The 24,686-nt window shown below is 61.5% G+C and carries 22 protein-coding genes; 9 read left to right on the top strand and 13 right to left on the bottom strand.

What is annotated here, in order from left to right; all coding sequences use genetic code 11:
• Positions 1–70 precede the first annotated feature (70 nt).
• Genes pepN through MKZ87_RS15750 form a run of 6 tightly spaced genes read right to left on the bottom strand, consistent with a single transcriptional unit; the run spans position 71 to position 6,584 of the window.
• A complete protein-coding gene (pepN, locus tag MKZ87_RS15775; protein ID WP_085704316.1) occupies positions 71–2,728 on the bottom strand; it encodes an aminopeptidase N in 2,658 nt (885 codons plus the stop codon).
• 10 nt (positions 2,729–2,738) lie between these two features.
• On the bottom strand, positions 2,739–3,569 hold the full coding sequence (locus tag MKZ87_RS15770; RefSeq protein ID WP_085704314.1) for a DUF2797 domain-containing protein: 831 nt from the start codon (positions 3,567–3,569) through the stop codon (positions 2,739–2,741).
• Complete coding sequence (locus tag MKZ87_RS15765) at positions 3,566–3,826, bottom strand: YeaC family protein (RefSeq protein ID WP_085698878.1); 261 nt, start codon at positions 3,824–3,826, stop codon at positions 3,566–3,568. Before MKZ87_RS15765 ends, MKZ87_RS15770 begins: the two co-directional genes overlap by 4 nt.
• 30 nt (positions 3,827–3,856) lie before the next feature.
• Positions 3,857–4,726 (bottom strand): rhomboid family intramembrane serine protease, encoded by an 870-nt coding sequence (locus tag MKZ87_RS15760; protein ID WP_085704312.1) that lies wholly within the window; start codon positions 4,724–4,726, stop codon positions 3,857–3,859.
• Positions 4,723–5,697: a metallophosphoesterase gene (locus tag MKZ87_RS15755; RefSeq protein ID WP_371918983.1), complete on the bottom strand. Its 975-nt coding sequence runs from the start codon at positions 5,695–5,697 to the stop codon at positions 4,723–4,725. Before MKZ87_RS15755 ends, MKZ87_RS15760 begins: the two co-directional genes overlap by 4 nt.
• Positions 5,694–6,584: an NAD(+) kinase gene (locus MKZ87_RS15750; RefSeq protein WP_007956919.1), complete on the bottom strand. Its 891-nt coding sequence runs from the start codon at positions 6,582–6,584 to the stop codon at positions 5,694–5,696. Before MKZ87_RS15750 ends, MKZ87_RS15755 begins: the two co-directional genes overlap by 4 nt.
• A 115-nt stretch (positions 6,585–6,699) precedes the next feature.
• Between MKZ87_RS15750 and MKZ87_RS15745 the strand changes: the two genes are divergently transcribed.
• Positions 6,700–7,650: a DUF1853 family protein gene (locus MKZ87_RS15745; protein WP_085698872.1), complete on the top strand. Its 951-nt coding sequence runs from the start codon at positions 6,700–6,702 to the stop codon at positions 7,648–7,650.
• Positions 7,651–7,761: 111 nt separating this feature from the next.
• Here the strand turns inward: MKZ87_RS15745 and MKZ87_RS15740 are convergent, their stop codons facing one another.
• Positions 7,762–9,045, bottom strand: a complete 1,284-nt coding sequence (locus tag MKZ87_RS15740; RefSeq protein ID WP_085704308.1) for an arsenic transporter — start codon at positions 9,043–9,045, stop codon at positions 7,762–7,764.
• A gap of 174 nt (positions 9,046–9,219) precedes the next feature.
• A complete protein-coding gene (locus tag MKZ87_RS15735) occupies positions 9,220–9,777 on the bottom strand; it encodes an NADPH-dependent FMN reductase (RefSeq protein WP_007956924.1) in 558 nt (185 codons plus the stop codon).
• 185 nt (positions 9,778–9,962) lie between these two features.
• Here MKZ87_RS15735 and MKZ87_RS15730 point away from each other — a divergent pair, with 185 nt between their 5' ends.
• Together MKZ87_RS15730 and MKZ87_RS15725 are read left to right on the top strand one after the other, a co-directional pair.
• Complete coding sequence (locus tag MKZ87_RS15730) at positions 9,963–10,199, top strand: hypothetical protein (protein WP_007956926.1); 237 nt, start codon at positions 9,963–9,965, stop codon at positions 10,197–10,199.
• An 85-nt stretch (positions 10,200–10,284) separates the two neighbouring features.
• Positions 10,285–11,178, top strand: a complete 894-nt coding sequence (locus tag MKZ87_RS15725) for a LysR family transcriptional regulator (RefSeq protein ID WP_085704306.1) — start codon at positions 10,285–10,287, stop codon at positions 11,176–11,178.
• Here MKZ87_RS15725 and MKZ87_RS15720 read toward each other — a convergent pair.
• The 5 genes from MKZ87_RS15720 to MKZ87_RS15700 form a co-directional block, all read right to left on the bottom strand.
• Positions 11,144–11,758 (bottom strand): GNAT family N-acetyltransferase, encoded by a 615-nt coding sequence (locus MKZ87_RS15720; protein WP_085704304.1) that lies wholly within the window; start codon positions 11,756–11,758, stop codon positions 11,144–11,146. The genes MKZ87_RS15725 and MKZ87_RS15720 overlap by 35 nt on opposite strands.
• Positions 11,759–11,772: 14 nt before the next feature.
• Positions 11,773–14,028: an Orn/Lys/Arg decarboxylase N-terminal domain-containing protein gene (locus MKZ87_RS15715; protein WP_085704302.1), complete on the bottom strand. Its 2,256-nt coding sequence runs from the start codon at positions 14,026–14,028 to the stop codon at positions 11,773–11,775.
• 153 nt (positions 14,029–14,181) lie between these two features.
• Entirely contained in the window at positions 14,182–14,940 is a 759-nt protein-coding gene (dnaQ, locus tag MKZ87_RS15710; protein ID WP_085698862.1) for a DNA polymerase III subunit epsilon, read from the bottom strand.
• 81 nt (positions 14,941–15,021) lie between these two features.
• On the bottom strand, positions 15,022–15,483 hold the full coding sequence (gene rnhA, locus MKZ87_RS15705; RefSeq protein WP_003224162.1) for a ribonuclease HI: 462 nt from the start codon (positions 15,481–15,483) through the stop codon (positions 15,022–15,024).
• A gap of 90 nt (positions 15,484–15,573) precedes the next feature.
• Positions 15,574–16,332, bottom strand: coding sequence for a methyltransferase domain-containing protein (locus MKZ87_RS15700; protein WP_085698860.1), 759 nt, complete (start codon positions 16,330–16,332; stop codon positions 15,574–15,576).
• A gap of 65 nt (positions 16,333–16,397) precedes the next feature.
• Here MKZ87_RS15700 and gloB point away from each other — a divergent pair, with 65 nt between their 5' ends.
• The 6 genes from gloB (at position 16,398) to MKZ87_RS15670 (ending at position 24,686) form a co-directional block, all read left to right on the top strand.
• Positions 16,398–17,165 (top strand): hydroxyacylglutathione hydrolase, encoded by a 768-nt coding sequence (gene gloB / locus MKZ87_RS15695; RefSeq protein ID WP_085704299.1) that lies wholly within the window; start codon positions 16,398–16,400, stop codon positions 17,163–17,165.
• A 99-nt stretch (positions 17,166–17,264) separates the two neighbouring features.
• The gene (locus tag MKZ87_RS15690; protein ID WP_085698855.1) at positions 17,265–18,740 is read left to right on the top strand and encodes a transglycosylase SLT domain-containing protein; all 1,476 of its coding nucleotides are present in this window, start codon (positions 17,265–17,267) and stop codon (positions 18,738–18,740) included.
• A 176-nt stretch (positions 18,741–18,916) separates the two neighbouring features.
• Positions 18,917–20,749, top strand: coding sequence for an extracellular solute-binding protein (locus tag MKZ87_RS15685; RefSeq protein WP_234204878.1), 1,833 nt, complete (start codon positions 18,917–18,919; stop codon positions 20,747–20,749).
• The gene (locus tag MKZ87_RS15680) at positions 20,746–22,587 is read left to right on the top strand and encodes an extracellular solute-binding protein (protein ID WP_085698851.1); all 1,842 of its coding nucleotides are present in this window, start codon (positions 20,746–20,748) and stop codon (positions 22,585–22,587) included. Before MKZ87_RS15685 ends, MKZ87_RS15680 begins: the two co-directional genes overlap by 4 nt.
• 4 nt (positions 22,588–22,591) lie before the next feature.
• Positions 22,592–23,665: a microcin C ABC transporter permease YejB gene (locus MKZ87_RS15675; protein WP_085686478.1), complete on the top strand. Its 1,074-nt coding sequence runs from the start codon at positions 22,592–22,594 to the stop codon at positions 23,663–23,665.
• Between the two features lies 1 nt (position 23,666).
• Positions 23,667–24,686 carry an ABC transporter permease gene (locus MKZ87_RS15670; RefSeq protein WP_085698849.1) on the top strand — a complete coding sequence of 340 codons (1,020 nt, stop codon included), beginning with the start codon at positions 23,667–23,669 and terminating at the stop codon, positions 24,684–24,686.

Raw genomic sequence — 24,686 nt, 5'->3', positions numbered from 1 at the left:
CTACCGCATTCGCGAGCAAGTCGAATCGTCGCACCGTCGCCCCCACAGTTTTAAGCGGTGCTATCCCAGCTTACGCCAGGCTTTTGCTGACCACTTCATACACATCACTGGACAGCTGACCGGACGCCAGAATCCGCTCCAGCTCCGCCTTCATCAGCGCCTGACGAGCACCGTCATACTTGCGCCAGCGAGTCAGCGGCGCCAGTTGACGCGAAGCGATCTGCGGGTTGAAGCCGTTCAGCTCGATCACCAGATCCGCAAGGAAGCGATAGCCCGAACCGTCCGCCGCGTGGAAGTTGATCAGGTTCTGCCCGGCAAAGGCGCCGACCAGCGCACGCACCTTGTTAGGGTTCTTGATGTTGAACGCCGGGTGCTGCATCAGCGCCTTCACACGTTCCAGACCGCCCGGCAAGGTGCTGCCGGCCTGCACGCTGAACCACTGATCCATGACCAGGGGGTTGTCCTTGAAGTGCTCGGCGAAACTGGCCAGCGCCTTGGCTTTCTGTTCGTCGAACGGCGAGTTGACCAGCACGGCCAGCGCGGTCAGGCGCTCGGTCATGTTGTCGCAGCTGTCGAACTGTTCGAGCGTCGCCGCCAGCACTTCCGGCTTGCCGCTGAGCATCAGGTACGACAGCGCGATGTTCTGCAACGCGCGACGGGCGAAGTGCTCGGCTTCGGCCACGTACGGGGTTTGTTTCGACAGGTCGCGGTTGGCCTGATAACGCAGCCACAGCGCCTCGAACAGGTTATCCGCCAGTTGCTGACGGGCGAATTCGCGGGCGGTGTGGATCGCCTCCACATCGGCGATTTCGCTGATTTCGGTCAAATAGGCTTCGCTTGGCAGCGAGAGCATTTCCGCGACCATCGCCTGATCCAGCGACTCGTCCGACAGCACGGTACGCAGCGCGGAAACAAGACGCGGGTCAAGCACCAGGCTTTCGCCCTTCTGCTGCTGACCGATCAACTCTTGCAACACCTGCACCGACAGTTGCTGGCCGGCATCCCAGCGGTTGAAACCGTCGCTGTCGTGCTGCATCAGGAACATCAACTGATCGCGGTTGTACGGGAAGCTCAGTTTCACCGGTGCCGAGAAGCCACGCAGCAATGACGGCAGCGGCTGTTCGGCGATGTCGATGAAGGTGAAGGTCTGCTCGGCTTCGGTCACCGAGATCACACGAGTGGTGCCTTGAGCAGCGCTTTCGCCAGCCAGACGCAGGGCGATTTCGTTACCTTGGCTGTCGAGCAGGCCGAGTTCCACCGGGATCACGAACGGCAGTTTTTCAACCTTGTCCGGGGTTTCCGGGCAGCTCTGGCGGAAGGTCAGGCTGTAGGTTTTCGCGGCGGCGTCATAAGACTCGCTGACCGCCAGTCGCGGTGTACCGGCCTGGCTGTACCAGCGCTTGAACTGGGTCAGGTCGACGCCGTTGGCATCTTCCATGGCCTTGATGAAGTCATCGCAGGTCACGGCCTGGCCGTCGTGGCGTTCAAAGTACAGGTCGCTGCCCTTGCGGAAGCCTTCGGCGCCGAGCAGGGTGTGGATCATGCCGACCACTTCCGAGCCCTTTTCGTACACGGTCAGGGTGTAGAAGTTGGAAATCTCGATGAAGCTGTCCGGGCGCACCGCGTGGGCCATCGGGCCGGCATCTTCGGCGAACTGGTGGGTACGCAGGTACGCCACGTCCTGAATGCGCTTGACCGTGGCCGAGTTCATGTCGGAGGAGAACCCGGCGTCGCGGAATACCGTGAAGCCTTCTTTCAGCGACAGCTGGAACCAGTCGCGGCAGGTCACGCGGTTGCCCGACCAGTTGTGGAAGTATTCGTGGGCGACGATCGCCTCGACCCGCTGGTGCGCAGCGTCTGTGGCGGTTTCGGCACGGGCCAGTACGGCGCTGGAGTTGAAGATGTTGAGGCCCTTGTTCTCCATGGCGCCCATGTTGAAGTCGTTCACGGCGACGATCATGAAGATGTCCAGATCGTACTCGCGACCGTAAACCTCTTCATCCCAGCGCATCGACTTCTTCAGGCTGTTCATGGCGTGCTGGCACTTGTCGATGTTTTCCGGCTCGACATAAATGCGCAGCGCCACGTTGCGGTTGGTCATGGTGGTGAAAGAGTCTTCAACGCACCACAGGTCACCGGCCACCAGCGCAAACAGGTACGCCGGCTTCATGAACGGGTCTTCCCAGGTTGCCCAATGACGGCCGTCTTCGCCGGGGCCGCTGGCAATCGGGTTGCCGTTGGACAGCAGCACCGGATAGCTGTGCTGCTCGGCCACCACAGTGGTGGTGAACTTGCTCATCACGTCCGGGCGGTCGAGGTAATAGGTGATCTTGCGGAACCCTTCGGCCTCGCATTGGGTGCAGAACATCGTGCCGGACTTGTACAGGCCTTCCAGTGCGGTGTTGGTTTCCGGGTGGATCCTGACGCTGGTGTCGACCGTGAATGTTTCGCTGGCCGGTTGCAGGGTCAGGTGGTTTTCCGTCAGCTGGTAGTCGGCGGCGCTCAGTTCCTGGTCTGCCAGGGTCACCGACAGCAGTTCCAGCTGTTGGCCGTCAAGCACCAGCGGCGGCAGGCCCGGGCCACGGGCCGGGTTGCGGCGCATCACCAGTTGCGCGTGGACCAGACTGTGGTCCTCGAACAACTCGAAGGTCAGGTGTGTTTCATCGATCAGGTACTCGGGCGCCTGATAGTCCTTCAGGTAAATCATCTTCGGTTGTTCGGTGCGCATGCTGAAGTCCTTATTGATGCACGGCGAGCTGATAGGCCGTGTACTTGCGAATGTTGATCACGCCGGTGTCGAAGATCAGGTACTGGCCCTTGATCCCCAGCAGCGTGCCTTCGGCAATCGGGTTCTTGTCCAGGTTGAAGCTGACGATCTTGGCCGGGTATTGCTCGACCGGGTAGCGGATTTCCAGCGGCTCGACGTCGGCGATGGTCTGAATGGCCTGCAGACCGAATCGCTCCTGCAAACCTTGCAAACCCGGGGCGCAGCTTTCGAACAGTTGATCGCGCACCTGCGCCAGATCCACCGCCGACGCGTCGCCCTTGAGCAAGGCGCGCCAGTTGGTCTTGTCCGCCACCTGACTGCGGAACAGGTCTTCGACGAAGCCCGATTGCTGGCGCGTGGAAACGCGCATGATCGGCAACGCCTGACTGGCGCCCTGATCGAGCCAGCGGGTCGGCAACTGGGTGGCGCGGGTGATGCCGACCTTGATCCCCGACGAATTGGCCAGGTAGACGATGTGGTCGGTCATGCAGAACTTCTCGCCCCACTCAGGCTCCCGGCAGGTGCCGGCCTCGAAGTGGCAGCGCTCCGGGCTCATGATGCATACGTCGCATTGGGCCAGTCTGGTCATGCACGGGTAGCAATAACCCTGACTGAAACTGGTCTTGGTCTTGCGCCCGCAATGGGTGCAGTGAATCGCCCCCAGGTATTCCAGACGCACCGTGCTGCCGATCAACGGATTGACCGGCACCTCGACGTCATCCAGACGAAACGCGTACTGCACGTTCGGCCCGTCCAGGCGCGCCGACATTTTGCTGATTGCACCGCGGCCGATCTCGATCAATGGATGGCGTCCGACTTGAACAGGATGTTCGGCACTTCGATCGACTTCGACGCACATTCCTGCGGGCCCATGTAACCGGTGCGCTCTTCCTCGGGCAGGTTCTGGATTTCCCAGGCGATCATCGCCTGCAGCGACAGCTCACGCTGTTCGGCAGTGAGCTTGCCACCGTCCGACCATTTGCCGATCTCTACGGCCAGTTTCAGGCTCTGGTAGATGTCCGGGGTGATGTTCTTGATCAAATCGTTAAAAGAGGACATCAGGGTCTCCGTGCTCTTTATTCAAAAAATTCAGGCGGCCAGTTTACGGCGGTTGTACAAACCGCCCAACAAACCGGTGAAGCATCCGATGAGTAACCCGCCGACGTGGGCGGCATTGGCGATTTCGCCGAAACCGATCATCGAGATCAGCCCCGACATGCACACCAGCAACCACACCAGCATCATCACCAGCACACCGCGCGGCAGGCGATAGGCCGGGTTCGGCGCCAGCAACTGGAAGATCCAGCAGTGACCGAGCAACCCGTAAAGTACGCCGGACAGACCGCCGAACAGGCTCGGGCCGCTCCAGGCGAATTGCGCGTAGTTGGACACCAGGCTGAACAGCAGCGTCAGGCCGATCAGGTTGACGCTGCCCTGGCGCGACTCGATGCGCCGCCCAAGCTCCCAGTACCACATGCCGTTCATTGCCAAGTGCAGGATGCCGAAGTGGATCAGCATGGGGGTGAACAGGCGCCACCATTGCCCCGCCGCCAGGCTGTCGGCCAACGGTGTGAAGTGGATGTAGTCGCCGACCACGCGAAAATCGAGGAAGGTCAGCCAGCGCATCGTGTCGAGGTTGTCGCCCAGATACGTCAGCCCCGCTACCAGCAGGCTGAGCAACAGGATGAAGCCGGTGGCCCTGGCATGTTTCAGTTGCTCGGCGAAGCTCGGACGCTTGAAGGTCGGCGCCACCGGAATGTCCAGTTGCTGATCGGGGTCGCCCGCCGGGAAACGCTCGTACAGCGAGCGTACGTCTTCGCTGATTTCCGACGGCACCCACAACACCTGCTCGCCCGACTCTTCGCTGACGCGGTGAGGCACCTGCATGCGTTGCAGCAGTTTGACGAAACCGCTCAGGTCCACCGCCAGTGGCAGACGCAATACCGCTACCACGCTCATCGCAGCACCTCCGGCCGCTCGACGTCGACCCAGACAAATTTATGCGGATCGAGGCGGGTTTCCTGATCCAGACGATAGGCCACCAGTTTGCCGTACAGCACCGCGCTGTAATCCAGGCAGGCGAGGTTCGGCCGGATGGGCGCCGGTTTGCCGCTGCGCCAGTAATGACCGACGAACAGCAATGGCTCATCGATGCCATAGCGCAGCAGGGAATTCTTTTCGCTGGAGGTCAACGGCTTTTGCGCCACCGGTTCCGGCAGTGCATCGGGCTGGAACACGATGTCGCCGTAAGTCTGCGGATCGTCTTCCCAGAACTTGGTGCGGAAGAATGAACGCACCAGGCCGTCGCCGCTGGTCATGGTCAGGCCATCCGGCAGGCGCATGTCGGTGCCGCGCAGCAGGCGGTCGAACACGGTGCAGGCGAAACTGCCCGGTACCGCCGAGGCCTGGAGGAAGTGTTCATCGACGCAGCCATCAGGGAACAATGCGCGCAACGGCTCGATCAGGCCGGCGTCCCAACAGGCATGCACCACCCGGAAGCGACCGGCGTCGACAAACAGCGGCAGCTCATAGAACCATTGCTGGAAATCGTGCCAGTCGCCGGGATGCTGTTCGAACTGGGTCAGGGTTTCGTGCAGCAGACGGGCATGGCGCGGCGTGTGCTCGCGCACGAACTGCTTGCCGCTGCCCGGAGGCGCCGGCGTGCTCCAGCCCAAGGCATTGAACTCGTGGTTGCCCATGATGCACAACGCCTGACCGGCCTCGACCATGTCGTGGACGATGTGCAGCGCCTCGCGAATCCGCGGGCCGCGGTCGATGATGTCGCCGACAAACACGGCCATGCGCGATGGATGCCGCCAGACCCCGCCCTGCTTGTGGTAACCAAGACGGTCCAGCAGGTGTTCCAGGGTCAGGGCGCATCCGTGCACGTCACCAATCAGGTCATAACTGCGCGCGGGATCGAGCATCAGTCGCCTCCACCACCCAACTTGCTGCCCCAGCCGAGCTTGGTCCGGCAGACTTCGTAGTAGTTGTGGTCGAGCGGATGGATCAGCCGCAGCTTCTGCGCTTTCTTGCTGACGGTGATGGTGTCGCCCGGCGCGCAGGTGAAGTGGTTCTGCCCGTCGCAGGAGACCTGCGGGTAGATCTGCATATCTTTGGACACGACGATTTTCAGCTCACTGTTGCCATCGACCACGATCGGTCTGCCCGACAAGGTATGGGGGTACATCGGCACAATCACAATAGCGTCAAGCTTGGGATGCATGATCGGGCCGCCGGCAGACAGTGCGTACGCGGTGGAGCCGGTCGGGGTCGACACAATCAGGCCGTCGGCCTTCTGGCTGCAGACGAACTGGCCGTCGATGTACAGCTCGAACTCGATCATCCGCGTCGATTTGCCGGGGTGCAGCACCACGTCGTTCAGCGCATCGCCCTGGCCGATGGCTTCGGCGTGGCGACGGACTTCGGCTTGCAGCAGGAAGCGGTTTTCCACCAGATAGTGGCCGTCGAGCACTTCGGCGACCTTGATTTCCAGCTCGTCGGGGCGGATATCGGTGAGAAATCCGAGGCTGCCACGGTTGATCCCGAGCACCGGAATATTGTGCTTGGCCAGTGCCCGTGCCGCGCCGAGCAGGCTGCCGTCACCGCCGACCACGATGACCATGTCGCAGACCTCGCCAAGCATCTTGCGCGACGAGGTTTGCAGGCCATGGCCCGGCAGGACTTCGGCGATGGTGTCTTCGAGAATCACATGCAGGTGACGATCGAGCAGGAAGCGTTTCAGTCGGCGGACGGTATCCAGCACCTGGGAACTGCCCAGGCGACCGATGATGCCGATATTACGAAATTGCTCCATGGGACTCCTGCGGGGGACTGAGACGGCGAAAAGCACGATTATGGGCGAAAGCGCCGGATAGACAAAATCCTTTCAGCCCCGAGGAGGCCGCGGTGTTTGAGGCTATGCTCGCAAGATGATCCTATTTCCCGATTTGTTGCAGTTGCCCCACCAGTTGCGCCACCCCGAGGTGCGTGATCTGGCGTGGGTGATCCTCGCCCCGCCGATGCTCGCCGCCACCCCGTGGCCGCAGCGCCATCCGCTGGCGGGCAGCGACTGGGTCAGCGACCCCGAGCGTCTGGAACACTGGTTGCGCCAGCTCGACCGCGACAGTTACGGCCTGCTGCACTGGCTGTCCCAGGCTCGCACCCGGCGCCTGGGTCTGTATTACGAGCGGTTGTGGCAATTTGCGGTGGAACACGCGCCGGGCATTGAGCTGATCGCCGCCAACCTGCCGATCCGCCGCGAAGGCCACACCCTTGGCGAATTGGACATGCTGCTGCGCGACCGCGACGGCGTGCATCACCTGGAACTGGCGATCAAGCTCTACCTCGGCCCGCAGAACGGCGACGGCCATGATCCGGCGTCGTGGCTGGGGCCGGGTTGCCATGATCGACTGGACCGCAAACTGGCGCATTTGAGCGAACATCAGCTGCCGATCTCCGCGCGCCCGGAGAGCCGCGAAGTGCTGGCGGCGCTGGATGTGGGGTCTTTGAGTGCGCAATTGTGGCTTGGCGGGTACTTGCTGTACCCGTGGCCCGGTCAGTCCGCACCTCCCAACGGCGCCCACCCGCAACATTTGCGTGGCAGCTGGCTGCATCAGAAAGACTGGCCGGCCTTCGTCACCCAGCGCCCGGACGGACGCTGGCAACCCCTGCCCCGCCACGCCTGGCTGGCGCCGGCGCACTACCCGGCAGACCAGACCTGGAGCAACGGCCACTTGCAGGCCTGGCTCGACGAACTCGAACCGCTGGCCCCGGCGCAACTGATGGTGCGCCTGACCGAAAATGCCCGGGGCGAGTGGGAAGAAGCCGAGCGGCTGTTTCTGGTGTCGGATCTGTGGCCGAATGTGCCCGGCCAATCCTGATTTCTGTGGCGCCTGATCTGGCCCCTTCGCGAGCAAGCTCGCTCCCACAGGTTCAGTGTTCACCGCATCACCCGTGGGAGCGAGCTTGCTCGCGATTGAAGCCAACCTGTTCTAAAGGGATAACCGCACGGCGAGTGCCGCCAGGGTAACCAACAGAACCGGCACGGTCAGCACGATCCCGACCTTGAAGTAATAACCCCAGCCGATCTTGATGTTCTTGCGCTCCAGCACATGCAGCCAGAGCAGGGTCGCAAGACTGCCGATCGGGGTGATTTTCGGCCCCAGGTCGCTGCCGATCACGTTGGCGTAGATCATCGCTTCCTTCACCACGCCGCTGGCCTGGCTGGCATCGATCGACAGCAACCCGACCAGCACCGTCGGCAGGTTGTTCATGATCGATGACAACAACGCCGTCAGCACCCCGGTGCCCATCGCCGCGCCCCATACGCCGTAGCCGGCGAACACATCGAGCCAGCCGGCCAGATAATCGGTGAGCCCGGCGTTGCGCAGGCCGTAGACCACCAGGTACATGCCCAGCGAGAAAATCACGATCTGCCACGGCGCCTCTTTCATGACTTTACGCGTGGAAATCTTGTGTCCGCGCGCGGCAATCGCCAGCAGCAGCGCCGCACATACTGCCGAGATCGCGCTGATCGGAATCCCCAGCGGCTCCAGCGCGAAGCAGCCGATCAACAGAATCAGCAACACCGCCCAACCGGCGTAGAACGTGGCTTTGTCGTGGATGGCGGTTTCCGGGTGCTCAAGCTGTTCCGGGTCGTAACTCTTGGGAATGTCTCGGCGGAAGAACCACAGCAACATGCCCAGCGTGGCCGCGACGCTGACGAAGTTGACCGGCACCATCACCGCTGCATAGCGGTTGAAACCGATGTGGAAAAAGTCGGCCGAAACGATGTTCACCAGGTTCGACACCACCAGCGGCAGGCTGGCGGTGTCGGCAATGAACCCAGCGCCCATGACGAACGCCAGGGTCGCCGCCGGGGAAAAACGCAGGGCCAGCAGCATGGAAATCACGATCGGCGTGAGGATCAGCGCCGCGCCGTCATTGGCGAACAGCGCCGACACCAGTGCGCCGAGCAGCACCATGAAAGCAAACAGCCTGCGCCCACTGCCCCGCCCCCAACGCGCTACGTGCAACGCGGCCCAGGCGAAGAACCCGGCCTCGTCGAGCAGCAGGCTGATGATGATCAGCGCCACAAACGTGCCGGTGGCGTTCCAGATGATTTGCCACACCAACGGGATGTCGCCCAGGTGCACCACACCAAAAATCAGCGCAACGATGGCGCCGAACGTTGCACTCCAGCCGACCCCGAGGCCTTTGGGTTGCCAGATCACCAGGGTAATGGTCAGCAGGAAAATCAGTGACGCAGCGAGCATTCGCGACAGCCTTCAATAAAGTTTTGGGGGAAATCAAACCACACGAAAAAACCTGTGGGAGCGAGCTTGCTCGCGATTGCAATGTGTCATTCAACTGATGTGTCAGCTGATACACCGCTATCGCGAGCAAGCTCGCTCCCACAGGGTCGATATCTTGTCAGAAAAAACGGTGGATCACTTCTTGTGCTGTGCCACCCACTCTCCAAAGGCATTGATGAAACTTTGCAGGAAAGGTTTCACCGATTCGTTCAGCTTGCCCGCCTCGTCGAACGCGGTGCCCGCGCCGCCCAGATAGGCTTCCGGCTGCTGCATGCATGGCACGTTGAGGAAAACGAAGGACTGGCGCAGATGCTGGTTGGCGCCGAAACCGCCGATGGCGCCCGGCGAAACGCTGATCACCGCCCCCGGTTTGCCACTCCAGACACTCTTGCCATATGGCCGCGAACCGACGTCGATCGCATTCTTCAACGGCGCCGGCACCGAGCGGTTGTACTCCGGAGTGACAAACAGCAGAGCGTCGGACGAACCCACTTTTTGCCGGAAAGTGCTGTAGGCTGCCGGCGGTGAATCGCCGTCGATGTCTTCGTTGTAGAGTGGCAGATCGCCAATTTCGACAATGTTCAGCTTGAGATTGGCCGGTGCCAGTTCCGCCAGCGCCAGGGCAACCTTGCGGTTGATGGACGCTTTGCGCAGGCTGCCGACCACTACTGCGACGTTATAGACATTGCTCATTGGAGGACTCTCGACTGTCCGTGGGAGGAGCCAGTAGTTATAGATGATCCGGCGACGATTCCACCAGACGCTGAAGGTAATTTCCTGCGTCTGGAATATTTTTTTCCTGTAGGAAAACTTACCAAGCTCGATGACGGTCTACCAAGCCGCAAATCAGGCGTTTTATCTCCAGAGGTTCTAAGCAGATGGCAGCAGTACTCGTCGGTCAGTTCCATGCAAGAGATGCGGAAGGCCGCGTTTATTCCGTGCATGAGTTCCAGGAATCCAACCCGTCGGCAGACGGTTTCACCGGCACGGAGCCCGTTACCACCTACAAACTGGCGATTGGCGACCGCGTCAACAAGATCGACGACAACGAGTTTTTGCTGGTTCAGTCGGGCATCACCCTGATCCGCGAACCCGAGCCATCGGTCGCTTCATAACCGATCGTTATGAGCAGAAGTCATCCGCGCCGAGTTGGGGTAGGATTCAGCCACTGACCCCAACGGCCGGACATGGACTTCACGCATGCGTTTACGTCATATCGAAGTGATTCAGGCGCTTTTGCAGACCGGTCACGTGGGCACCGCCGCCGAATGGCTGCAACTGGCGGCGCCCGAGGTCGAGGAGCGTTTGCGCGAAGCCGAGAGCCAGCTCGGTTTCATGCTGTTCGCCAGCGTACGCGGACGACTTCAGCCGACCCCGGAGGCCCGGGCGCTGCAAGTCGAGATCGGTCACATCTATGAAGCGCTGGAACCGGTGCAACGGCTGGCCAGCAGTCTCAAGCAATACCTTGCCCCGCCCCTGCGGATCATCGGCACCCCGCCGCTGGCCCAGCAACTGCTGCCGCAAAGTCTCGCTGCCCTGCGTCGGCGTCTGCCCGACGTGCCCTGCACCCTGCTCAGCGAACCGACCCGCGACATCGTCCGTCACCTTCTGCTGCGCGACAGCGATCTGGGCCTGAGCCTGCACGATCCACAGCACCCCGATATTCATTGCCAGCCGCTGGCCCAGGGCAAGCTGCAGTTGCTCGCGCCCCACGGCTGGCTGCAACCGAAGCAGAAGTACATTTCCCTGCAGGATCTGGCCGGCCAGGCGATGGTCGGCCTCGAAGGCCAGGACCCGCTGAGCCCGGCCCTGGAAAACAAGCTTCAGGCCCTGCGCCCGGCGCCGACCATCCAGACCCGGGTGCAAACTCACCAGATGATGCGCGGCATGGTCGAGGCCGGCGAAGGTCTGGCGATCGTCGACCCGTTCACCGCCCTCGGCGCGCGGGCGGGCGGTCTTGATGTCTGCCCTCTGTCGCCGGCGGTGCCGATCAGCCTCTATGCCCTGACCTTCAAACACGCCACGCCGTCGGCGGCGATTCAGACGCTGCTCGCAATCGTCACGGAACAAGCCGAGGCGATGCTGGCGAGCTGATCGGGTGTTCCAGCGGGTTATCGAACAATCGATACCAGAACAGCGCCACTTCGGCGGTATTCGGATCGATACCGCGATAACGCAGGTGGTCGATGCCGCCAATCACATAACCGCAACGCTCATACAGGCGACAGGCGCCAAGGTTGTTGTTCTGGGTTTCGAGCATGATCCCCGGCAGCTTTTTCTTGCGACTCCAGAACTGCGCCACGTCGAGCAAGGCCTTGGCCACGCCATGGCGCCGCGCCGGCGCGTGCACCGCCAGTTCATCGATATGGGCGAAACCGTTCCAGTTGGTACTGATCACCAGATGACCGACCGGCTCGTCCTCCAGATACGCCATGAATATTGCACTGTCGGCGGCATCGCGAAAGCTGCTGAATTCCTCCGGATCGATGCCGTAGCACTTGCGGTACGGCACGATAGGTGTCACGCCCCATTGCGCCACGGGTTTGCCGATTTCGGCCACGCCGTAGGCGGCCACCTCGAAACTGAAATCGCTGCCCCAGATATATTCAGCAAAACCCTCGTCGGCGACCCGCACCGACAGCCCTGGGTATTTCGGATTCATGACCGGTTGCATACTCGGAAAAGCCCTCATTCCTTGACGCAATCGACGGTGTAATGCCGTCCATTGCCCTCATCTTCGTGTTGCAGACCGTGCACATCGACCACGAACCCCGGAAACATTGCATCGAACGTGCGAGCAAACCTGAGGTATTCGATGATCGAGCGCGTGGATTCGGTAAAACGCTCGCCGGGCATGATCAGCGGAATGCCCGGCGGGTACGGCACCAGCATCACCGCCGCTACCCGGCCTTCCAGTTCATCGATCGGCACCGCCTCGACTTCGCCGCGCACCAACTGGTCGTAGGCGTGGGCCGGTTTCATGGCGATTTCCGGCAGCACCGTGTACATGCGCTTGAGGTGTTTGGCGGTGGCATTGCTGCGATAGCAGGTGTGGAGCTGATCGCACAGATCGCGCAGACCCATGCCCCGATAGCGCACAGGATCTTCCTGGGCAACGCATTTCAGGCAGGTGTCGAGGCTGACATTGGCGTCGTAACTGCGCTTGAACTCCAGCAGTTCGGTCAACAGCGTGCTCCACTTGCCCTTGGTGATGCCCATGGAGAACAGCACCAGAAACGAATAGAGCCCGGTTTTCTCCACCACCAGTCCGCGCTCCCAGAGGAAACGGCTGACCACCGCCGCCGGAATGCCCTTGTCGCTTAACGCGCCGCCGGCGGTCAGGCCCGGCATGACCAGGGTGACCTTGATCGGGTCGAGCAGGACGTAGTCGTCGCTGACTTCGCCGAAACCGTGCCAGTCCGCCTCGGGCTTCAGCAGCCAGTCCTCGGTCTGTACCCGGTCAATCCCCTCGACGCCCGGCGGCTGCCAGATCGAGAACCACCAATCGTCAGCCGCGATGTGCTGGCGCAAATTGGCCAGGGCCCGGCGAAAACTCAAGGCTTCATCGAAGGTTTCCTGTAGCAGCGAGCGGCCGGCCGGCCCTTCCATCATTGCCGACGCCACGTCCAGCGAGGCGATGATGCTGTACTGCGGCGAAGTCGAGATGTGCATCATGAACGCTTCGTTGAACCGGTCGCGATCCAGCTGCCGCGCGCCGCCGTCCTGCACATGGATCATCGAGGCCTGGCTGAACGCCGCCAGCAGTTTGTGGGTGGAGTGGGTGGTGAACACCAGCGGACTGTCATCGCTGCGCGAGGTGGCCATGCCGTAACGGCCGGCAAAGAATTCGTGAAACGCCGCGTAGGCATACCAGGCTTCGTCGAAATGCAGGACTTCGACGCTGTTGCCCAGACTCTGCTTGATCAGCTCGGCGTTATAGCAAAGGCCGTCGTAGGTCGAGTTGGTGATCACCGCCAGTTTGACTTTCGGTTCGCGGCCCTTGGTCAGCGGGCTGGCATCGATCTTGGCCTGGATCGATTCGCGGCTGAATTCACTGAGCGGAATCGGGCCGATAATGCCCAGCTCATTACGCTCCGGGCACAGGTACAGCGGAATCGCGCCGGTCATGATGATCGCGTGCAACACCGACTTGTGACAGTTGCGATCCACCAGCACCAGATCATCGCGCCCGACCATCGAGTGCCAGACAATCTTGTTGGCGGTCGAGGTGCCGTTGATCACGAAAAAGGTGTGATCGGCGCCGAAATTGCGTGCAGCCCGTGCTTCTGCCTCGGCCAATGGACCGGTGTGATCGAGCAGCGACCCCAGCTCCGGCACCGAGACCGACAAGTCCGAGCGCAGAGTGTTTTCACCAAAAAACTGATGAAACGCCTGCCCCACCGGACTCTTGTGATACGCAACCCCGCCGCCATGGCCGGGGGTGTGCCAGGAGTAGTTGGAATCGGCGGTGTGCTGCACCAGCGCCTTGAAGAATGGCGGCAACAGGCCGTCCAGATATTTGCGCGCCGCCCGCGCCACCTGCCGGGCGAGAAACGGCACCGTGTCTTCAAACAGGTAGAGAATGCCGCGCAACTGGTTGAGCTCGGCCATGGCATCGGCCGGGGCGTTTTCCAGGGTGACTTGCTCGCCGAGGGCAAAGATCGGCAGATCCGGCGCCCGCACCCGGGCCAGACCGATCAGTTCGGCCATGTTCTGCAACAGATGGGAATTGGTGCTGGCATCTTCGGCAGCGATCAGCATGCACGCCAGACCATGGTGGGTCGACGCAACCAGCCGGCCCTCGGTGTAGTCCGTGGCCGAAACGATACTGAAACCTTCCTGCTCCAATTCATGGGCGATGCCGCGAATGCGTTCGCCAGCAACCGTATCGGCCTTGATGTCGCGGTGAACGATCAATACCGGGAACTTCAGATCTTTGTACATGGGCTCAGTGTCCTGAGGCGGCGGAGAGTGATCTGCCAATGTCCTCAGGGTAGAGGGTCGGAGCGGATGTGGCGAGGGTGGCCAGTTGTCAGTACTGCCAAAAACAAAGGATCGCCCGAACACGGCTGGTATGTTCGGGCGATCCTCTTTGCTTTACGCCTGAGCTTCGGCTTCCAGCAGTTGAGTCCACAACGCCGGGGCGCCGGCCGACTTGGCGATGATTTCCAGGCGCACCTGGTGTTCGGCCAGTTCGGCTTCGGTGGCGCGAATGATTCGCCCCGGCTGACGATCTGCCGGCAGACGACGGATTTCGGTGGCGGAATTGTCCGCGCCCTCGCCCGTGCCATTGCCGTCGGAGGCATTGCCAGCCAGCGACAGGCTGGTCTGGCCGCCGGTCATGGTCAGGTAGACGTCGGCGAGAATCTCCGAGTCGAGCAGTGCGCCGTGCAGCTCACGGCCGGAGTTGTCGACGCCGTAGCGTTTGCACAAGGCATCGAGGCTGTTGCGCTGACCCGGGTGACGCTCCCGGGCCATTATCAGGGTATCGAGGATCGTGCAGTGCTGCGTGATATCGGCACGATCGTGCTGCCCCATCAGGGCGAATTCGTTGTTGATGAAACCAACGTCGAACGCCGCGTTATGGATGATCAGCTGCGCACCGTTGATGAACTCGAAGAACTCGTCGGCCACTTCAGCGAAACGCGGCTTGCCGACCAGGAATTCATTGGTGATGCCGTGGACGCCGATCGCGCCTTCGTCACTCTCGCGGTCCGGTTGCAGGTAAACGTGAAAGTGCCGGCCCGTCAGGCGTCGACCGATCAGCTCGACACAACCGATTTCAATAATCCGGTGGCCGTCGGTCACCGGCATGCCGGTGGTTTCGGTATCGAGTACAACGGATCTGGTGGCCATCAGTGTTCAGCTCTCAACGGGTCAATCGTGCAAAAGCGGCGATGTTAACACGCTCGCCGGAAGGGTTTCAGTGCCAAGGGCTCAGCTCTGCTTGTAACCGCGAACCTCATCCACTCCACGGTTGGCCAACTGGTCGGCCCGTTCGTTGCCGTGGTGGCCGATGTGGCCGCGGACCCATTTCCAGGTGACCTTGTGGCGGTTGACCTGCTCGTCGAGCTCCTTCCACAGGTCGGCGTTTTTCACCGGCTCCTTGGCCGCGGTTTTCCAACCGCGCTTTTTCCAGTTGGCCATCCACTCGTTGATGCCTTTCATCACGTATTGCGAGTCGGTCACCAGCAGCACTTCGCACGGACGCTTGAGGGCTTCCAGGCCGCGAATCGCGCCGAGCAGCTCCATGCGGTTGTTGGTGGTGTTGGCTTCGCCGCCCCACAGCTCCTTTTCGACGCCCTTGCACACCAGCAAGGCGCCCCAGCCGCCCGGGCCGGGGTTGCCCTTGCAGGCGCCGTCAGTGAACAGTTCTACGCTATCGACGCTTTCGCTCATGCCACTCTATCCAGAAAAATGCCTGGCCTCGCCGATCAAGGATCGACAACGGCCCGGGCCGGGACAGACCCGGCCACAATAAAAGAAGGTTTACGGTTCGATGCGGCGCCGATTGACCTTGGCCATCGGCAGCGGAATCAGCTTGCCCATCGGCTCGCGGCGTTCCTGCCGCACCGGACGCAGGCCGACCACGATCTTGCGTGCGACCAGTAAATAGAAGCCGCCGCCTGACAATTGCCAGTCACCGGCCTTGCGTTCCCAGCCGGCCAGACGGGCCTGCCACTTGGGTGACGCGAGCGGCGGACGATAGCACCCGAAGCGGCGTTTCTCCAGCGCGAAGCCCAGCAGATTGAGCCAGTCCGCCACACGTGACGGCGAGATGCAGCGCGCCTTGCGCAAGGCATCATGGGCGAACACATGGCGCAGTCCCCAAGTGCTCCAGGGGTTGATGCCGACGATCAGCAGATGCCCGCCGGGGCGCACGCTGCTGGCCGCTTCGCGCAAAAGTCCGTGGGGCGACAGACAGAAATCCAGACCATGCTGCAACACCACCACGTCGGCGGCGTGCTCGCTCAATGGCCAGGCCTGTTCTTCGCAGACGATCTCCACGCCCGGCAACGGCGCGCCCAGCCGCACATTGCGCTGCACTTGCGGCGCCGACGGCGGCGTCTCGGCGGACGGACCGTAATGCACCAGATAGCCGCCGAAGAACCGGCCCAGTTCGTCTTCGAGCATGCGCCGTTCTTCGTCCAGCAGAAATTGCCCGAGGGGGCCGGACAGCCATTCACGGGCTGCACCGATCAGCGCGAGCCAGTCAGGATCGGCCTGAGCGAACGCTTTATCGATCATTGCATTCTCCAACACGCCAGGAACCTCTAAGATGCGCCAATGTTACCCGCTTGGCGAATTCGACGATGATACAGATCAGTGCCCTGCCCGCCTTCACCGACAACTACATCTGGTTGTTACAGGATCATGCCACCCGGCGTTGCGCAGTGGTCGATCCGGGAGATGCCGCCCCCGTACAGGCGTGGCTCGACGCACATCCGGGCTGGGTGCTCGGCGATATCCTTATCACTCACCATCACCACGACCATGTCGGCGGCGTCGAGACACTGAAAAAGGCCACCGGCGCCACGGTCTACGGACCGGCCAGCGAGAGCATTCCGGGGCGGGACGTGGCCCTCAAGGACAACGACACGGTGCGCGTGCTCGGCTGGGACTTCGACGTCCATGCCGTGCCCGGCCACACCCTGGGACATATCGCCTACTACCATCACGGCCTGCTGTTCTGTGGCGACACCCTGTTCGCCGCCGGTTGCGGCCGTCTCTTTGAAGGCACGCCGCAGCAGATGCACCAGTCACTGAGCCGTCTGGCAGCGTTGCCGGAAGACACGCTGGTCTACTGCACCCACGAATACACCCTGAGCAACCTGAAATTTGCCGCCGCCGTCGAGCCGGGCAACCGGGACATCGCCGCCCGTCTGGAAAAAGTCACCCAGCAACGTGCGAACGGCGTCATGACCCTGCCCTCGACCCTTGCACTGGAAAAGCTCACAAACCCCTTTCTGCGCACCAGTGAAATATTAGTTACACAAAAAGTGGACGAACGGAACGGCCCTCAAAACCGGGCGCCGAGTGAGGTTTTTGCGGCTCTGCGGGCATGGAAAGATACGTTCTAAGCAGCGCACCGCTTGGTTCAAAAGTTCTGAATGGTTGACCGCAGGGGGTGCGCTTTCTAGAATCGCCCGACATTTTTGCCCGGAACTTACTTCCAGCCAATGTCGTCATCCATACGTAAGTCCGTCAATTCAGATGCATTGACCCGCCTGGCGCAAGCCATCGCGGTGGCTGTGTCCGCCACACTGGCGGGTTGTTCCAGCCATGCTCCGCAGACTGAAGCGACGCATACGCCGAACATTGCTGCGCGAGCCAAGCAGAAGCCTATCTGGTTGTCGGAAAAGCCCAGCCCGCAGGTACCCCAGGACATCTGGGAGCGCATGCGCAGCGGTTTCCAGCTGCAGGAAGGCCTGGGCGTAAACCCGCGCATCGAGCAACAGCGCCTGTGGTTCGCCAGTAACCCTTCCTTCCTCGAGAACGCCGGTGAACGCGGCAGCCTCTACATTCATTACATCGTCGAGCGCCTCGAAGAACGCAACATGCCGCTGGAACTGGCGCTGCTGCCGGTCATCGAAAGCGCCTACAACCCGATGGCCTATTCCCGGGCCGATGCGGTGGGCCTCTGGCAGTTCATCCCTTCCACCGGGCGCTACTTCAACCTGCGTCAGACCCGTTTCTACGATGGCCGTCGCGACATTACGGCTTCGACCACCGCAGCGATGGACTACCTGACCCGTCTGCACGACATGTTCAACGGTGACTGGCTGCTGGCACTGGCCGCGTACAACGCCGGTGAAGGCACAGTGAGCCGCGCCATCGAGCGCAACGAGAAGCTCGGCCTGCCGACCGATTACTGGAACCTGCCCCTGCCGGCGGAAACCCAGGCTTACGTGCCGAAACTGCTGGCACTCTCGCAAGTGGTTCTGACCCCGGAAGCCTATGGCGTGAACCTCAACCCGATCGCCAACGAACCGTATTTCCAGGTCGTCGAAATCAACCAGCGCATGGACCTCTCCAAGGTCGCAGCGGTGGCCAACATAGACGAAGACGAACTGTTCCAGCTCAACCCGGCGTTCAAGCAGCGCACCACCATCGATGGCCCGCAGCACCTGCTGGTGCCGACCTCGAAGGCGCAACTGCTGACCGCCAGCCTGCAAACCATGCGCCCTGAAGAGCTGATCAGCCCGCGTTCGCTGAAACCAGTGTTCGAAGGTGCCGATCCGAGCGAAATCGCCCAGGCCAAGCGCGCCTATCGGGTCAAGCGTGGCGACAACCTTGGCTCCATCGCCAAGGCCAACAAGGTCGAGGTCAAGGATCTGCAACGCTGGAACAAGCTGACCGGCAAGAACCTCAAGGTCGGCCAGACCCTGGTCATGCAGGACACCACCAAACGTACGCCGGTACGCAAGAGTGGCGGGCGCATCAATACGGTCATCGCTGCCAACAGCAAGACCAGCAGCAAGACCAAAGACAACGACGACGGCAAGCAGACCCAGTACAAGGTCAAGCGCGGCGACACCCTGTACGTGGTGGCCAAGCGTTTCAACGTCGAGATGCAGCACCTCAAGCGCTGGAATCCGGGCGCTGGCAAGGCGCTCAAGCCTGGGCAAATGCTCACGGTCTACCAGCCGCACTGACAAGGAGCCCCTGCTTTTCAGGGGCTTTTTTTCGTCTGTCATTTTTTTGATATTTGCGTAGATCGGCGCAGACGGCTCCCACAATTAACCGCGCATTAAGCCCCTGTCTTTTTCCTGTCCATACAAGCTGTTACTGTACGGCCCACAAAGCCCAAGCCGCCTGGATCGGATCTGACTTGAAGCGTCCCCTCCTCCTGCTCCTGATCAGCCTGGCCTTGAGCTCCCCCGTCAGCGCGACGATCACCGAAAGCCACGGTTATGCGCAGTTCGGCACGCTCAAGTACCCGGCCAGATTTACCCACTTCGACTGGGTCAACCCGCAAGCGCCCAAGGGCGGCACCTTGCGGGTGATGGCGTTTGGCACCTTCGATACGCTCAATCCCTACACCTTCAAGGGCACCAGCCCGGTCACCACGGCGAACTTCCTCCAATACGGCATCAACGAGCTGAACGAGCCGCTGATGGTCGGCACCGGGCAATACGCACCGTCGGGGGACGAACCAGCGTCCAGTTACGGTCTGATCGCCCAATCGGTGGAGTACAGCGAAGATCGCAGCTGGGTGGTGTTCAATCTGCGCCCGCAGGCGCGCTTCCACGACGGCACGCCGATCACCGCGTACGACGTGGCGTTTTCCTATCGCCTGCTGCTCAAGGAAGGTCATCCGCTGTACCGCACCGCCCTTCAGGAAGTGCTGCGCGTCGATATCCTCAACCCGCAACGTATCCGTTTTGTGCTCAAGCGCAGCGGCAATCCGTTGCTGATCCTGCGCCTGGGCGAATTACCGGTGCTGCCCCAGCATTACTGGAAGGGTCGCGACTTCAAGGCCACCACCTTCGAGCCACCGCTGGGCAGCGGGCCGTACCGCATCACCTCGGTCACGCCGGGGCGGCAGTTGATTTTCGAGCGGGTCAAGGACTACTGGGGCAAGGATCTGCCGGTCAATCGCGGCAAGTACAACGTCGATCGCATGGAAGTCGAGTTTTATCGCGACAGCGATGTGGCCTTCGAGGCGTTCAAGGCCGGCGAGTTCGACATCTATATCGAGCATCAGGCCAAGAACTGGGCCAACGGTTACAACTTTCCGGCGATCCGTCGCGGCGACGTGATCAAGGCACAAATCCCCCACCAGATCCCGACCCAGAGTCAGGGCCTGTTCATGAACACCCGGCGCCCGGCGTTTGCCGATATCAAGGTGCGTGAAGCGTTGGGCCTGATGTTCGACTTCGAATGGACCAATCGCGCACTGTTCAGCGACGCCTACAAGCGCACCACCAGTTACTACCCCAACAGCGAGTTCAGTGCCGTTGGCCTGCCGGTCGGTCATGAATGGCTGATGCTCAAGCCGTACAAGGATCAACTGCCGGCGCGCCTGTTCACCGAACCGTTCACGCTGCCGCAGACCGACGGCCGCGGGATCCCCCGGAAAACCATGCGCAAAGCCTTGGCCCTGCTGGCCGAGGCCGGCTGGAAGCTCAACGGCCAGCGCCTGCAGAACGCCGCCGGCCAGCCGTTGCGTTTCGAGCTGCTGCTGGTCAATCCGAACCTGGAGCGAATCCTCCAGCCGTACATTGAAAACCTCAACAGCATCGGCATCGACGCGCGCCTGCGCACGGTGGACCGCGCCCAGTACAAACAGCGTCTGGACCAGTTCGATTTCGACATGATCCTGATGACCCTCAACCAGACCCTCAGCCCAGGGCTGGAACAGTGGCAGTACTTCCACTCCAGCCAGGTCGGGGTCAAGGGCAGCAAGAATTACGCGGGCATCGCCAACCCGGTGGTCGACCACTTGCTCGAGCAACTGCTCGCCGCCCGTACCCGCGATGAACAGGTCGCCGCCGGCAAGGCGCTGGACCGCGTGCTGCTCTGGCAGCACTACAGCATTCCCAACTGGTACCTCAATTATCACCGTCTGGCGTACCGCAACCGGTTCGCCTTTGTCACTACGCCGCCCTACACCTTGGGCCTGAGCGCGTGGTGGCTGAAATCTTCGGAGAAAGATCGATGAAGCCTATCCGCGCCCTGCTCGTGCAGGCCAGCGGTCTGCTGTTCGCCGGGCTGGCCTTTGCCGCCCCGCAACACGCCGTGACCCTGTACAACGAGCCGCCGAAATACCCCGCCGACTTCAAGCACTTCGATTACGTGAACCCCGACGCGCCCAAGGGCGGGATCTTCCGCCAGGCCGGCTTCGGCGGATTCGACAGCCTCAACCCTTTCATCAGCAAGGGTGTGCCGGCGGACGATATCGGCCTGATCTACGACACGCTGGCCAAACAGGGTCTGGACGAGCCGTTTACCGAATACGGCCTGATCGCCGCCAAGATCGAAAAGGCCCCGGACAACAGTTGGGTGCGCTTCTACCTGCGCCCCGAAGCGAAGTTTCACGACGGCCACCCGGTACGCGCCGACGACGTGGTGTTCAGCTTCCAGACCCTGACCAAGGAAGGCGCGCCGATGTACCGCGGCTACTACGCCGACGTTGAAGAAGTGATCGCCGAAGACCCGCTCAAGGTGTTGTTCAAGTTCAAGCACACCAACAATCGCGAGCTGCCGCTGATCCTCGGTCAGTTGCCGGTGCTGCCGAAGCACTGGTGGGCCGATCGTGATTTCAACAAGGGCAACCTGGAAATCCCGTTGGGCAGCGGTCCTTACAAGGTCACCGAAGTGAAGGCCGGACGCTCGGTGCGCTATGAGCGGGTCAAGGACTACTGGGGCAAGGACCTGCCGGCCAACCGCGGTTTCTACAACTTCGATGTGATGACCACCGACTATTACCGTGACAACACCGTCGCGCTGGAGGCGTTGAAGGCCGGGCAGTTCGATTACTGGCTGGAAATGGCCGCAAAAAACTGGGCCAACGCCTACAACGTGCCGGCAGTGAACGAAGGGCGGCTGATCAAGGAACAGATTGCCAACAGCAACCCGACCGGGATGCAGGGTTTCGTCTTCAATCTGCGCCGCCCGGTGTTTCAGGACGTTCGGGTACGACAGGCTCTGGGCTTGTTGTTCGACTTCGAATGGACCAACAAGCAACTGTTCAACGGTGCTTATGCGCGCACCCGCAGTTATTTTGAAAACTCGGAAATGGCCGCCACCGGCCTGCCTGATGCCGAGCAGGTGGCGATCCTCGATCCGTTTCGCAGCAAGCTGCCGGCGCAGGTGTTCAGCGAAGCCTTCGAAAATCCGAAAACCGACGCCAGTGGCATGATTCGCGCGCAACAGCGCGAGGCGTATCAGTTGCTGCAAGAGGCCGGCTGGAAAATCGTCGACGACAAAATGGTCGACGCCACCGGCAAACCGGTGGTCATCGAATTCCTGCTGGCGCAGACCGAGTTCGAACGCGTGCTGTTGCCGTTCAAGCGCAACCTCAGTGACCTGGGCATCGATCTGGTGATCCGCCGTGTCGACGTCTCCCAATACGTCAATCGCGTGCGATCGCGGGATTTCGACATGATCGTCGGCAGCTTTCCGCAGTCCAACTCGCCGGGTAACGAACAACGCGAATTCTGGATGAGCGCGGCCGCCGACAAGGCCAGCAGCCGCAACTCGATGGGCCTCAAGGATCCGGTGGTCGATCATCTGGTGGAAAGCCTGATCAACGCCGATTCGCGCAAAAGCCTGGTGGCCCACGCCCGCGCCCTCGACCGCGTGCTGCAATGGGGTTACTACGTGATTCCGAACTGGCACATCAAGACCTGGCGCGTGGCGTACTGGAACCACATCGGCCACCCGAAAGTCTCCCCCAAGTACGACATCGGCATTAACACCTGGTGGGTCAAACCCGATGCGAAACCGGCGGTAGAAGTCGAAACCCAACTGCAAGCCGACCCTGCGGGCACGGAGTAATCAGATGCTGGCGTACATTTTTCGGCGACTGCTGCTGATCATCCCGACCCTGTTCGGCATTTTGCTGATCAATTTCGTGATCATCCAGGCCGCGCCCGGCGGGCCGGTGGAGCAGATGATCGCCAAGCTCGAAGGCTTCGAAGGCGCCACCAGCCGCATTGCCGGCGGTGGTGCCGAAGTGTCGGTGGCCGGTTCCTCCTATCGCGGAGCGCAGGGCCTGGACCCGGCGCTGATCAAGGAAATCGAAAAGATGTACGGGTTCGACAAGTCGGCCCCTGAGCGTCTGTGGATCATGGTCAAGAACTACGCCCGGCTGGATTTCGGCGACAGTTTCTTTCGCGACGCCAAGGTCATCGACCTGATCAAGGAAAAGATGCCGGTGTCGATCTCGCTCGGATTGTGGAGCACGCTGATCATGTACCTGGTGTCGATCCCGCTGGGGATCGCCAAGGCCACGCGGCACGGCAGTCATTTCGACGTCTGGACCAGTTCGGCGATCATCGTCGGTTACGCGATCCCGGCGTTCCTGTTTGCGATCCTGCTGATCGTGGTGTTTGCCGGCGGCAGTTATCTGGACTGGTTTCCCTTGCGCGGCCTGACGTCGAACAACTTCGATGAACTGAGCCTGGGCGGCAAGATTCTCGATTACTTCTGGCACCTGGCGCTGCCGGTGACGGCACTGGTGATCGGCAACTTCGCGACCATGACCCTGCTGACCAAAAACAGCTTCCTCGACGAAATCAACAAGCAGTACGTGGTCACCGCCAAGGCCAAAGGCCTGACCCGCAATCGCGTGCTCTACGGCCACGTATTTCGCAACGCGATGCTGCTGGTGATCGCCGGGTTCCCGTCGGCGTTCATCGGCATCTTCTTCACAGGTTCCCTGCTGGTGGAAGTAATCTTCTCCCTCGACGGCCTCGGCCTGATGAGTTTCGAAGCGGCGATCAACCGCGATTACCCGGTGGTGTTCGGTACCCTGTTCATCTTCACCCTGCTGGGGCTGGTGGTGAAACTGATCGGCGACCTCACCTACACCCTCGTCGATCCGCGCATCGACTTTGCCAGCCGGGAGCATTGAGATGAACCTGTCCCCTCTCAACCGCCGGCGCTTCGAACTGTTCAAGGCCAACAAGCGCGGCTGGTGGTCGCTGTGGCTGTTTCTGATCCTGTTCGGCCTGAGCCTCGGTGCCGAACTGATCGCCAACGACAAGCCGCTGGTGGTGCACTACGACAACAACTGGTACTTCCCGGCGATCAAGCGTTACCCGGAAACCACCTTCGGCGGCGAGTTCCCACTGGAGGCCAACTACAAGAGCCCGTACATCCGCGAACTGCTCAAGGCCAAGGACGCGTGGGTGCTGTGGGCGCCGATTCCGTTCAGCTACCAGAGCATCAACTACGACCTGAAAGTCCCGGCCCCCGCCCCGCCATCGGCGGACAACCTGCTGGGCACCGACGATCAGGGCCGCGATGTGCTGGCGCGGGTGATCTACGGCTTCCGTATCTCCGTGCTGTTTGCCCTGACCCTGACCGTGCTCAGCTCGATCATCGGCGTCATTGCCGGCGCCTTGCAGGGTTTCTATGGTGGCTGGGTCGATCTGGCCGGCCAGCGCTTCCTGGAGATCTGGTCGGGCTTGCCGGTGCTGTATCTGCTGATCATTCTCGCCAGTTTCGTCCAGCCGAACTTCTGGTGGCTGCTGGGGATCATGCTGTTGTTCTCGTGGATGAGCCTGGTGGACGTGGTGCGCGCCGAGTTCCTGCGCGGGCGCAACCTCGAGTACGTGCGCGCGGCCCGAGCACTGGGCATGCAGAACGGCGCGATCATGTTCCGCCACATCCTGCCCAACGCGATGGTTTCGACCATGACCTTCATGCCGTTCATCCTGACCGGCGCCATCGGCACCCTCACCGCCCTGGACTTCCTCGGTTTCGGCTTGCCGGCCGGCAGTCCGTCGCTGGGTGAACTGGTAGCCCAGGGCAAATCCAACCTGCAGGCGCCATGGCTGGGCATGAGTGCGTTTGCGGTGCTGGCGCTGATGTTGAGTTTGCTGGTGTTCATCGGCGAGTCCGCTCGCGATGCCTTCGACCCGAGGAAGTGA

Origin of the sequence: Pseudomonas sp. MCal1, assembly GCF_026341415.1 — a bacterium.
Lineage (GTDB): Bacteria > Pseudomonadota > Gammaproteobacteria > Pseudomonadales > Pseudomonadaceae > Aquipseudomonas.
The sequence above is the reverse complement of the archived record's forward strand: the minus strand, read 5'-3'. Positions and strand labels throughout refer to the sequence as shown.

Bases quoted from the DNA above. Each gene is read 5' to 3' on its own strand.
- pepN (WP_085704316.1), bottom strand. From the start codon at position 2,728: ATGCGCACCGAACAACCGAAGATGATTTACCTGAAGGACTATCAGGCG.
- MKZ87_RS15765 (WP_085698878.1), bottom strand. From the start codon at position 3,826: ATGTCCTCTTTTAACGATTTGATCAAGAACATCACCCCGGACATCTAC.
- MKZ87_RS15760 (WP_085704312.1), bottom strand. From the start codon at position 4,726: ATGAGCGTGGTAGCGGTATTGCGTCTGCCACTGGCGGTGGACCTGAGC.
- MKZ87_RS15750 (WP_007956919.1), bottom strand. From the start codon at position 6,584: ATGGAGCAATTTCGTAATATCGGCATCATCGGTCGCCTGGGCAGTTCC.
- MKZ87_RS15745 (WP_085698872.1), top strand. From the start codon at position 6,700: ATGATCCTATTTCCCGATTTGTTGCAGTTGCCCCACCAGTTGCGCCAC.
- MKZ87_RS15740 (WP_085704308.1), bottom strand. From the start codon at position 9,045: ATGCTCGCTGCGTCACTGATTTTCCTGCTGACCATTACCCTGGTGATC.
- MKZ87_RS15735 (WP_007956924.1), bottom strand. From the start codon at position 9,777: ATGAGCAATGTCTATAACGTCGCAGTAGTGGTCGGCAGCCTGCGCAAA.
- MKZ87_RS15730 (WP_007956926.1), top strand. From the start codon at position 9,963: ATGGCAGCAGTACTCGTCGGTCAGTTCCATGCAAGAGATGCGGAAGGC.
- MKZ87_RS15725 (WP_085704306.1), top strand. From the start codon at position 10,285: ATGCGTTTACGTCATATCGAAGTGATTCAGGCGCTTTTGCAGACCGGT.
- MKZ87_RS15720 (WP_085704304.1), bottom strand. From the start codon at position 11,758: ATGCAACCGGTCATGAATCCGAAATACCCAGGGCTGTCGGTGCGGGTC.
- MKZ87_RS15715 (WP_085704302.1), bottom strand. From the start codon at position 14,028: ATGTACAAAGATCTGAAGTTCCCGGTATTGATCGTTCACCGCGACATC.
- dnaQ (WP_085698862.1), bottom strand. From the start codon at position 14,940: ATGGCCACCAGATCCGTTGTACTCGATACCGAAACCACCGGCATGCCG.
- rnhA (WP_003224162.1), bottom strand. From the start codon at position 15,483: ATGAGCGAAAGCGTCGATAGCGTAGAACTGTTCACTGACGGCGCCTGC.
- MKZ87_RS15700 (WP_085698860.1), bottom strand. From the start codon at position 16,332: ATGATCGATAAAGCGTTCGCTCAGGCCGATCCTGACTGGCTCGCGCTG.
- gloB (WP_085704299.1), top strand. From the start codon at position 16,398: ATGATACAGATCAGTGCCCTGCCCGCCTTCACCGACAACTACATCTGG.
- MKZ87_RS15690 (WP_085698855.1), top strand. From the start codon at position 17,265: ATGTCGTCATCCATACGTAAGTCCGTCAATTCAGATGCATTGACCCGC.
- MKZ87_RS15680 (WP_085698851.1), top strand. From the start codon at position 20,746: ATGAAGCCTATCCGCGCCCTGCTCGTGCAGGCCAGCGGTCTGCTGTTC.
- MKZ87_RS15675 (WP_085686478.1), top strand. From the start codon at position 22,592: ATGCTGGCGTACATTTTTCGGCGACTGCTGCTGATCATCCCGACCCTG.
- MKZ87_RS15670 (WP_085698849.1), top strand. From the start codon at position 23,667: ATGAACCTGTCCCCTCTCAACCGCCGGCGCTTCGAACTGTTCAAGGCC.